Annotated in this window: 8 protein-coding genes; 6 read left to right on the top strand and 2 right to left on the bottom strand. The window is 45.8% G+C overall.

The annotated features are described in order from the left end of the window. Nucleotides 1-112: 112 nt before the first annotated feature. The gene (gene trpB / locus BBA02S_RS15200) at nucleotides 113-1276 is read right to left on the bottom strand and encodes a tryptophan synthase subunit beta (protein ID WP_041095521.1); all 1164 of its coding nucleotides are present in this window, start codon (nucleotides 1274-1276) and stop codon (nucleotides 113-115) included. 455 nt (nucleotides 1277-1731) lie between these two features. Between trpB and BBA02S_RS15195 the strand changes: the two genes are divergently transcribed. Continuing rightward, nucleotides 1732-3321: a sensor domain-containing diguanylate cyclase gene (locus BBA02S_RS15195; protein ID WP_041113824.1), complete on the top strand. Its 1590-nt coding sequence runs from the start codon at nucleotides 1732-1734 to the stop codon at nucleotides 3319-3321. 35 nt (nucleotides 3322-3356) lie between these two features. On the opposite strand, the gene purU is transcribed toward BBA02S_RS15195, so the two are convergent. Then, nucleotides 3357-4259, bottom strand: coding sequence for a formyltetrahydrofolate deformylase (gene purU, locus BBA02S_RS15190; protein ID WP_041095523.1), 903 nt, complete (start codon nucleotides 4257-4259; stop codon nucleotides 3357-3359). Nucleotides 4260-4476: 217 nt separating this feature from the next. On the opposite strand from purU, the gene kynB reads away from it, so the two are divergent. The 5 genes from kynB to BBA02S_RS15165 all read left to right on the top strand — a co-directional run bounded on the left by kynB (nucleotide 4477) and on the right by BBA02S_RS15165 (nucleotide 10310). After that, the gene (gene kynB, locus BBA02S_RS15185) at nucleotides 4477-5136 is read left to right on the top strand and encodes an arylformamidase (RefSeq protein WP_156141471.1); all 660 of its coding nucleotides are present in this window, start codon (nucleotides 4477-4479) and stop codon (nucleotides 5134-5136) included. After that, nucleotides 5133-5975: a tryptophan 2,3-dioxygenase gene (gene kynA / locus BBA02S_RS15180; RefSeq protein WP_041095525.1), complete on the top strand. Its 843-nt coding sequence runs from the start codon at nucleotides 5133-5135 to the stop codon at nucleotides 5973-5975. The genes kynB and kynA overlap by 4 nt, the downstream gene beginning before the upstream one ends. Before the next feature lie 36 nt (nucleotides 5976-6011). After that, on the top strand, nucleotides 6012-7352 hold the full coding sequence (locus BBA02S_RS15175) for a sodium-dependent transporter (RefSeq protein ID WP_041113826.1): 1341 nt from the start codon (nucleotides 6012-6014) through the stop codon (nucleotides 7350-7352). Between the two features lie 171 nt (nucleotides 7353-7523). Next, the gene (gene gdhA, locus BBA02S_RS15170; protein WP_041095527.1) at nucleotides 7524-8906 is read left to right on the top strand and encodes an NADP-specific glutamate dehydrogenase; all 1383 of its coding nucleotides are present in this window, start codon (nucleotides 7524-7526) and stop codon (nucleotides 8904-8906) included. Nucleotides 8907-9047: 141 nt separating this feature from the next. Then, nucleotides 9048-10310 (top strand): dicarboxylate/amino acid:cation symporter, encoded by a 1263-nt coding sequence (locus BBA02S_RS15165; protein ID WP_041113827.1) that lies wholly within the window; start codon nucleotides 9048-9050, stop codon nucleotides 10308-10310. Nucleotides 10311-10370 lie beyond the last annotated feature (60 nt).

Below are 10370 nucleotides of genomic sequence, written 5' to 3'. Positions count from 1 at the left end.
TGGAAAGCAACACACCTATCCGCAAGCAAACTAAAAAAAGACCGCGGACAAACCTCGATTTTCATTGAGTTTGTCTACAGTCTGAAGCCTGGGAAACTCCCAGGCTTTTTGTTTATTTTTTTAGCATATCAAATACTTGTTCAACATCCTTGTCACCGCGGCCGGAAATGTTGATAATGATCAGCTCTTCCTTTTTCATCGCCGGCGCCAGCTTGATCGCCTGGGCAACAGCATGGGCACTTTCTAACGCCGGAATAATCCCTTCCGAGCGTGACAATAATTGAAAGGCCTCCAATACTTCTTCATTCGTCACTGTATAATAGTCGGCACGCCCTGTTTCCTTTAAGTAGCTGTGCTCTGGGCCTACACCCGGATAATCCAGCCCAGCGGCAATCGAATAAGTTGGCAGCGGATTTCCTTGTTCATCCATTAATACAAGGCATTTAAAGCCATGCAGCTCAGCCGGCTTCCCTTTTGTCAGCGTTGCGGCCTGTTCGGGTTCAACGCCAATCAGGCGGACCGCAGGCTCATTAATGTAATGGGCGAAGGCGCCAATTGCATTGCTGCCTCCGCCGACGCAAGCAATTACAGCATCCGGCAGGCGTCCTTCCTTTTCCAATATTTGCTTTTTCGATTCTTCACTAATTACGCTATGAAAATGCTTGACCATTGTTGGGTATGGATGCGGTCCTACTGCAGAGCCAAGCAAGTAAAAGGTATTTTTATAATTGGCTACATAATCATTTAATGCCGCATCAACAGCATCCTTCAAGCGGCCCTGCCCGCTTTCAACAGCTACCACCTCAGCGCCCAGGAGCTCCATTCGAAACACGTTCAGTGCTTGGCGGCGAATATCTTCCGCCCCCATGTACACCACGCACTCCATTCCGAACATGGCACAAACGGTCGCAGTGGCTACCCCATGCTGGCCAGCACCGGTCTCAGCGATAATACGCTTAGCTCCCATTTTCTTCGCAAGCAGAATTTGGCCCATGACATTATTAATCTTGTGCGAGCCTGTATGGTTTAAATCTTCCCGTTTTAAATAAATTTTGGCGCCGCCAAGCTGCTCTGTCAATTGGCTGGCATAGGTCAGCGGATTGTCACGGCCTATATATTCTTTTAAGTAATATTTATACTCCGCCATGAACTCAGCGTCGTTCTGGTAGGTCTCAAACTGTTCAGCCAGGTAATCCAAAGCCTCTTTCAATTCAGGCGGCACAAAGCTGCCTCCAAACTGTCCAAAATATCCTTTTTCTGTCTCAACTATACTCATCTTTCTCTTCTCCTCTCTAGGTAAAACTATTCTGAAAATTATTTATTACTATACCAATGTCCTGTTTATCCGTCAATTGGTTGTTATGGTATTTCTCCCTCTTTCTTCATATAAGCGGTTTTTGGCCGATATAGAACGAGAAAAGAGAAATATAGATATAGATGCACCTTTAAGATGATTGCATGGCGGTCACAGTCCATATACTTATGCAATTAAAAAGCTTATAGACTCTATTAAAGCACCTGACTGATTTTTCCAGGGAGAGCCGCCGCCTTTCGCTTCTTTACCTGAACAATGAAGGTATACAGATAGCATCATAATAATACAGAATTGGAAAATATTAATAATAAAATTAATGATATATGACCTATTCTATTAGGAGAAAAAAGTTTAATATAGTTGCAAATGAGGTATATTCAATAGGTTTTTATAACTATACAGGAGAAAAACTGATCATGTCCCTTCGCCGAAAAATTATTTTATCCTTTACTGTTGCTGTTCTATCAGGACTTGGTATCGTATACTTGGCCGTTCATCTTTTTATATGGAACCACTTTAAGTCTCTTGAAAATGCCCAAGCAAGGGAAAACATGCAGCGGGTGCTGCATTTGCTTGCTAAGATGGAGGATCATCTTGCCGCCCGTTCATTCGATTATGCAGAATGGGATGATACGTATAAATATGTAAAAAGCCCAAACAAGGCTTATGAAAAAAGCAATTTGCTCGACCAAACCTTATTTGTTAATGACTTTAATGTCCTTATTATTTTAAATAACGATCAAAAAGTAGTATTTAAAAAAGCCGTCAGACTGGATGAAAAGAGAAGAGCGGTAGTTTCCGCTTCTCTCCTGGAAAAACTAACAACTGGCCCACTATCAGAAAGTGTGGCAGCGCGCCAGTCTTTCTCGGGCCTTCTTCAACTTCGCGAGGGGCCGATGCTCCTTTCTTCGCACCCTATTATAAAAAGTGATTCCACTGGTCCGCGTGCCGGCACACTGATTGCCGGGCGCTATCTGGACCAGCAAGTGATGGATCAACTGCAAACTGACACTCTTCTTCCGGTGGAACTGTCTAACCTGAAGAAAATGCCGGTTCCGCCAATCAAAGAAACAGGCGCACCCCATTCTCTTCAATCGGCTGCCGTTTGGACCGATATGAGCCAAACCGATCAGTATAAGGTGTATGCGGCGCTTCCTGATTTAGAGGGCAAGACGGCTGCTGTATTGCAAATTGCTAATGACAGACAGCTTTATCACAATGGACAAAAAAGTATCTTTTACGTATTGGTCTTAATTGCTGCAGCCTCATTTTTATTATTAAGAGGGACACTTTCCTTTGTGGACAGAACGGTCTTCCGGCGTCTTCAGCGCCTCATGAATCATATGATTGCCATCCAGGAAAGCAACGATTTATCCGCCCGCTTCCCTGTAAAAGGAAATGATGAGATCTCTTCACTCGAACGCGAATTCAACACGATGGTGGAATCCCTTGACAACTACCGCCAGCACATTACTGAGCTAGCCTACAAGGACAGTCTTACTCATTTGCCGAACCGCACATTCTTTTACAGTGAAGTATCCAAAATTTTACAAAAAATAGAAGGCTCGGAGCAAATAAGCGCCCTTTTGTTTATTGACCTTGACGGCTTTAAAGAAGTAAATGATACTTACGGACATGATCAGGGGGATTTGCTGCTGCAAAAAATGGCGGAGCGCATACAGAAGGTGATCCGTCCGGAAGACATGCTTTCCCGTCTTGGAGGAGACGAATTTATTCTCTTTGCAGCGCATGTACATGGGCAAGACGAAGCAGCGGATCTTGCTGAACGAATTTGCGAAACAATTACCCGCCCCGTTGATTTGCATGACGTGACAGCCGCATTATCCGCCAGCGTTGGAATCAGCCTTTTTCCGAAAGATGGCCGGCACCTTGATGCCTTAATTAAAAAAGCGGACCAGGCTATGTACCAAGCGAAGAAAACGGGGAAAAACAAGCTTTATATGTACAATGAAAGAGCTGCCGCCGACGAAGCATCCCGCCAATAATTGGCGCCATTGCTTCACCGGGGCAGCTCTTTTTCTTATTGGAACACAATTGTCTTGTTTTCGTGAACAATCACACGGTCTTCCAAGTGCCATTTAACTGCTCTTGCCAATACACGGCGTTCAATTGAGCGGCCAATCTTCTTCAAATCAGCCACATGATCGCGGTGGTTCACCCGCTCAATATCTTGTTCAATAATCGGGCCTTCATCAAGATCATTAGTTACATAGTGTGAGGTTGCACCAATCAGCTTTACTCCGCGGCCGTATGCACGCTCGTAAGGACGGGCGCCGATGAAAGCCGGCAAGAAAGAGTGGTGAATGTTAATAATCTGATTTGGAAATTCGCTGACAAAATCAGGCGTTAAAATTTGCATGTAGCGGGCAAGAACAATTAAATCAATTTGATGCTCTTTTAACAATGCAATTTGTTCTTGTTCTACCTGCTTGCGGATGTCCTTGTTAGCCGGAATATAGCAAAACGGGATACCCAAGGATTCAACCATTCCTCTCGCCTCTTCATGATTGCTGATAACGAGAGCAATATCTGTCGGCAGGTCACCGCTCTGCCATTCCCATAGCAGTTCAAGCAAACAGTGCGGCTCTTTCGAAACAAAGATCGCCGTCCGTTTTCTGTCTTCTGTATAGGTAAATTGATAATCCATTGTAAATTCCTGAGCCAGCGCTTGGAAGTCAGCCTCCAGTGCTGCTTTCTTCTCCTCCAGGGACGGACAGTCAAATTCGATGCGAATAAAGAACGTGCCGCCTTCCGGATCGCTGGAATACTGGCTGGATTCAATGATGTTCGCTTGAAAGTCAGACAAAAATTTGGAAATCGCTGCGACAATTCCCGGGCGGTCCGGACACTTGACGAGCAATCTGCCGCGATTTGTCTCCCCTTTTTCCTGCATAAAAGGGGTGGTCTTTACGTTTGTCTCCATAAATAAAACCCTGCCTTTTCCTGATGATTAATTACTCATTATACTGTAAGGCAAAAGAATTGGAAATAGTTTTCTGTCAATGAGCTAATCAGCATCACCCCGCCATTCACTGATAGTCAAAAAAGGTCTTCTTCCTGAGATGCAAGCAACAAACAAGTAAACAGCCGAATAAACCGGGACAGAACAAAATACACATACGAAGGAGGAGGCTGAAAACTTGATGCAAAAACAATGGATAGATATCTCGCAGCCGCTGAATAGCCGGATCGCGCATTGGCCTGGTGACGTTCCCTTTTCTTACTCCCTTTCTGTTACAAAAGAGCAAACTGGGTCCGTCAATATCGGAACAATAACAACGAGCCTTCATACAGGGACACACATAGATGCGCCGTTCCACTTCGATTCCAAAGCGCCAAGCGTGCTTGATCTGGACTTGTCCATTTTTATTGGCAAAGCGCGGGTGATCGATGTCTCTCACCTGCAAGAAATTAATGCGGAACAAATGGCCGCATTTCCTTTGGAAGGCGCAGAACGGCTGCTTTTAAAAACAGCATCTGCAAGCAGTCCGGAAATATTTCCTGACAAAGTGACACCGCTCTCTACAGACCTTGCCTCTCTGTTCAAGAAACATAACATTTGCTTAATCGGCGTGGATGTTCCTTCTGTGGATGTACCGGACAGCAAAGAAGTGGCTGTCCATCATGCTTTCTACCAACACGGGGTCCACATTCTCGAAAATATTGTCCTTGATCATGCGCCGCCGGGAGATTACCAATTGATCGCCCTTCCTTTGCCGCTAGAAGGAGCAGATGGCAGTCCGGTCCGCGCTGTTTTACGTCCCCTTGAGGCAGGAACGGGAAAGGAGGAAACACAATGACAGCTGATGACAAGAAAGCCCCGCAGGGAGAGCTGCTGCACACCGATTTTACAAATAACATGACATACGGCGAATACTTAGCGCTTGATCAGCTGCTCTCCAGCCAAACGCTCTTATCCGGCCATCATGATGAAATGCTCTTTATCGTTATTCATCAGGTGAGTGAATTATGGATGAAGCTAATTATTCATGAAGTACAAGCGGCCATTTCTTCTATCCGCAAAGCTGAACTGCAGCCAGCGTTCAAGATGCTCGCCCGCGTATCTGCTATTCAATCGCAAATGACTCAAGCCTGGGATGTCTTATCTACCTTAACGCCGGCTGAATACATGGAATTCCGCGGCAAGCTTGGGCGGGCTTCAGGATTTCAATCTTATCAATACCGGCAAATTGAATATTTGCTTGGCTATAAAACTCCCCATATTCTAACTATTTATGAAAAGGACCCTGAACTGCATTCTCTATTAAAAACAGCCTATCACGCGCCCAGTATTTACGATGCAGCCATTGAAGCGCTCGCCCGTGCCGGATTTCCGATCGACCGCCATCTTCTTAAACGGGATTATTCTGTGACCTACACGGGAGATCCGACTGTGAAAGCCGCCTGGATGCAGATATACAACGACGTCCATGCCTATTGGAATTTATATCAGCTAGCTGAAAAGCTCATGGATGTAGAGGACAGCGTGCAGCAGTGGCGATTCCGGCATATGAAAACAGTTGAGCGAATTATTGGATTTAAGGTGGGCACAGGCGGCTCATCAGGTGTACAATATTTAAAGAATGTGCTTGACCACCGTTTCTTTCCGGAATTGTGGGATGTGCGCACAGAGCTTTGAAGTTTGAGCAGAGATAGATAGAAGAGGTGAGTAGTGATGGAAAAGAAAGAACAATGGTCTTCCCGTCTTGGCTTTATTTTGTCCTCCGCCGGAGCGGCAATTGGCCTTGGAGCCATTTGGAAATTCCCTTATGTAACCGGCCAAAGCGGCGGTGGGGCTTTCCTGCTGTTGTTTGTTGTGTTTACTTTATTAATTGGACTGCCCATGCTGGTTTCCGAGTTTATTATCGGCCGCGGTTCAGGAAGAGAAGCGGTCAGCGCTTATCAAAAGCTGGCTCCAAGCAGCCTATGGACCGTGATTGGCAAACTAGGTGTGGCTGGTTGTTTTCTCCTCCTTTCCTTTTATAGTGTAGTTGGAGGATGGGTGCTTATTTACACGCTGATGGCGCTTGGAGGACAAGTGATCAGCAGCGGGGAAAATTACGGTGCGCTGTTCGGGCAGATTACCGGCTCGCCCATGATTACGATTGGCGGTCTGGCAGCTTTCTTGCTCATCAACGTAGCTGTCATTGCATCCGGTGTCCAAAATGGCATTGAAAAAGCCAATAAATACATGATGCCGCTCTTGTTTTTATTTTTTATTATCCTTGTGATCCGGTCGCTAACTCTTGATGGGGCAATGGAAGGTGTCCGCTTTTTCCTCCAGCCTGATTTTTCAAACATCACGGCAGAAGCCGTTCTTTACGCCCTAGGGCAATCATTCTTTTCACTTGCCGTCGGCTTTTCATGCATGGTCACATACAGTTCTTATTTAAATAAAAGTGTCAGTATCCCCGCGTCCGCTGGCTCTGTTGCACTTATGAATGTCTTCGTTTCCATTCTTGCCGGATTGGCTATTTTTCCGGTTGTTTTCGCTTTTGGCTTTGAACCGGCTGAAGGACCGGGACTGTTATTTATCGTCCTTCCGTCTGTATTTTCACAGATGCCGTTTGGCAGTGTATTTTTATTCCTCTTCCTGTTGTTGTTTTTGTTTGCGACCTTAACGTCTTCCTTCAGCTTGCTGGAAATCATTGTAGCCGCTTTTCTTAAAACACAGGCTTCAAGGAAAAAAATTGCTGCCATCGCGGGAGCGGTTGTTTTTCTTGCCGGCATTCCGGCAGCTCTTTCCTTCAGCCTGCTGGCGAATGTCCAGCTATTCGACAAAACGGTCTTCGATGCAACAGATTATTTAGTCAGCAATATTTTACTGCCGCTTGGCAATTTATTAATCGCCTTATTTATTGCTTGGCGGATGAACCGCGAATTAGTAAGGGAAGAATTTATGCTTAGCCGCCAATTTCCCGGCGGTATATACTCGGCTTGGTACTTGCTGATGAAATGGCTCGTTCCCCTTACTATTGTGATCGTATTTATTAATACGACCGGTTTGTTCAAATAACCGCTTATCGAATAGGTCCTTCTTTTTAAAGAGGGGCCTATTTTATTCCATCTCATTCAGGCATTGATTACATGTCTTAATGATATTGACGAGATTATTTAGTGTGCCGTAAGATAAGGATAGATCGTTTAATTATTCACAAAATTCTTTATAAAAACGGGAGAGATGGAGATGAATATTACTCAAGAGACACCAAATAAAAGCACGCAGCTGGCAAAGCCTTATGTGGACCGCATATACCAAACTGTGTTGGAAAGAAACCCCGGGGAACAAGAATTCCATCAAGCTGTAAAGGAAATTTTCGACTCGCTTACCCCTGTCTTTGCTAAATACCCCCAGTATATGCAGTACGGCATTCTTGAAAGAATCGTTGAACCTGAACGCATGATTACCTTCCGCGTTCCATGGGTTGATGATCAAGGAAAAGTTCAAGTGAACCGCGGCTTCCGCGTTCAATATAACAGTGCTCTCGGCCCTTACAAAGGCGGCCTCCGCTTTCACCCTTCCGTCAATGCAAGCATCATTAAATTCCTAGGATTCGAACAAATCTTTAAAAATTCATTAACCGGCCAGCCCATCGGCGGCGGCAAAGGCGGATCTGATTTTGATCCGAAAGGCAAGTCAGATGCCGAAGTTATGCGCTTTACTCAAAGCTTTATGACTGAGCTCGCCCGTCACATCGGTCCGGATACAGACGTGCCTGCAGGAGACATTGGCGTAGGCGCCCGGGAAATCGGCTTTATGTTCGGCCAATATAAACGGCTGCAAAATGCTTATCATGCCGGCGTGCTTACAGGAAAAGGCGTCAGTTACGGAGGAAGCTTGGCCAGAACAGAAGCTACCGGATATGGCACCGTTTATTTCGTCGAGGAAATGCTGAAAGACAATGGCTTAAGCTTTAAAGGCAGCACGGTCGTCGTTTCCGGCTCAGGAAATGTTTCTATTTATGCAATGGAGAAAGCAGCCCAGCTAGGCGCAACAGTCGTTGCCTGCAGTGACTCCAACGGCTACATTTATGATAAAAATGGCATTAATCTGGAAACCGTTAAACGTTTAAAGGAACAAGAAAGAAAACGGATCAGCGAATACACGAATGAGCATCCGGATGCTGTATACGTAGAAGGCTGCTCAAATATATGGAATATCGCTTGTGACATCGCTCTGCCATGCGCCACTCAAAATGAAATTGATGAAACAGCGGCCCGCACACTTGTCCAGAACGGCGTGAAAGCAGTAGGAGAAGGGGCCAATATGCCATCTACGCTTGAAGCCATGGATGTTTTCTTGGAATCGAAAGTTCTTTTTGCTCCTGCCAAAGCAGCCAATGCAGGCGGTGTCGCCGTTTCTGCCTTGGAAATGGCTCAAAACAGCTCGCGTATGCCATGGTCCTTTGAAGACGTTGATCAAAAGCTGCATGCGATTATGAAAAACATTTATTCCAGCAGCATTGAGGCAGCCGCCGAGTTCGGCTATGAAGGCAACTTGGTGATTGGCGCCAATATCGCCGGATTTATGAAAGTCGCCAATGCCATGCTTGATCAAGGAATTGTTTAAAGAAAAAACACTGCAAAAGCCAGGTATCTCCTCCCTCATGGAGAGGCCTGGCTTTTTTGCATAGAGAAGTCCTTTTCATAATCCGGTAAAAATAATATGATAAAGGGGTTATATATTTTTTGAGAAAGGCTGGAAAAATCTTTGAAACGTTTTCTAAAAAGCTATCAGTTTACTTTTTTATTGCTGTCAGCTATTCTTCTCGGCGGTATTGCCGGTGTGCTGTTCGGCCCCAAAGCAGCCATCGTTAAGCCGCTTGGCGATTTATTTTTAAATTTGATGTTCATGGTCATTATTCCTCTCGTTTTCTTTAGTATTTCTTCGGCGATTGCCAGCATGGATGGCATGAAACGGCTAGGAAAGATTATGGCGGGCATCGTGATTGTCTTCCTGACCACCGCAGCTGTGGCGGCTGTCATCGGACTGGCTGGCACCTTTTTATTTAATCCGCTCGCGGGAACAGATCTCACCTCTATTAAAGAGGTCATGGATTCCTTTGATCCGGCGGAAGCAGAGACGGAGAAAGTATCGCTTGCTGCCCAGCTGGTAAATACATTTACCGTTAATGATTTTTCCTTGCTTTTATCTAAAAGCAACATGCTGCAATTGATCGTCTTTTCGATTTTATTTGGACTAGCTACGGCCATGACCAAAGAAAAAGGAAAGCCCGTAGCTGATTTTCTGGCCTCAGGTACAGCTGTCATGATGAAGATTGTCTCTATCATCATGTATTATGCGCCAATTGGGCTTGGCTGTTATTTTGCCGCTGTCATCGGGGAGCTTGGCCCGCAAATCCTGAGCGGCTATGCCCGCACATTTGTGCTTTATCTTGGACTGACAGCTCTTTATTATTTCGTGTTCTTCACGCTGTATGCTTTTATTGCAGGCGGAAAGGATGGCGTGAAGGTTTTCTGGAAACATGCCGCCCCTCCTTCCATTACAGCGATTGCTACCTGCTCAAGTGCAGCCAGCATCCCTGTCAATTTGACGGCTGCTCAAAAGATGGGCGTACCGAAAGACATTGCCGAAACGGTTATACCGCTCGGCGCCAATACGCATAAAGACGGATCCGTTTTCGGCGGCGTGCTGAAGGTCGTTTTCCTGTTCGCCCTCTTCGGTAAAGATATGACCAGCTTAACAAGCATCTTGGCGATTCTTGGTGTCTCCTTTCTCGTCGGCGCCGTTATGGGGGCGATCCCCGGCGGCGGCATGATTGGAGAAATGCTGATTCTGAGTGTATTCGGCTTTCCGCCGGAGGCCTTGCCGATTATCGCTGTTATTAGCACTATTATCGACGCTCCGGCTACTTTATTGAACTCAACGGGCAATACCGTCTGCGCCATGCTCGTTACGCGATTTGTCGAGGGCAAACATTGGCTGCAGCGCCAGATGTCTGCTCATGCTTAAAGAAAAGGTGCCTGAAAGCCTTGATGCTTTCAGGCACTCTTTCTTTATATGCTGTAGTCC

The organism is Bacillus badius NBRC 15713, from assembly GCF_001591605.1.
In the GTDB taxonomy this organism is placed as follows: domain Bacteria; phylum Bacillota; class Bacilli; order Bacillales; family Domibacillaceae; genus Pseudobacillus; species Pseudobacillus badius.
Note: the sequence above shows the minus strand (reverse complement) of the source record. Positions and strands in the feature narration are given on the sequence as shown.

Bases quoted from the DNA above. Each gene is read 5' to 3' on its own strand.
- trpB (WP_041095521.1), bottom strand. From the start codon at position 1,276: ATGAGTATAGTTGAGACAGAAAAAGGATATTTTGGACAGTTTGGAGGC.
- BBA02S_RS15195 (WP_041113824.1), top strand. From the start codon at position 1,732: ATGTCCCTTCGCCGAAAAATTATTTTATCCTTTACTGTTGCTGTTCTA.
- purU (WP_041095523.1), bottom strand. From the start codon at position 4,259: ATGGAGACAAACGTAAAGACCACCCCTTTTATGCAGGAAAAAGGGGAG.
- kynA (WP_041095525.1), top strand. From the start codon at position 5,133: ATGACAGCTGATGACAAGAAAGCCCCGCAGGGAGAGCTGCTGCACACC.
- BBA02S_RS15175 (WP_041113826.1), top strand. From the start codon at position 6,012: ATGGAAAAGAAAGAACAATGGTCTTCCCGTCTTGGCTTTATTTTGTCC.
- gdhA (WP_041095527.1), top strand. From the start codon at position 7,524: ATGAATATTACTCAAGAGACACCAAATAAAAGCACGCAGCTGGCAAAG.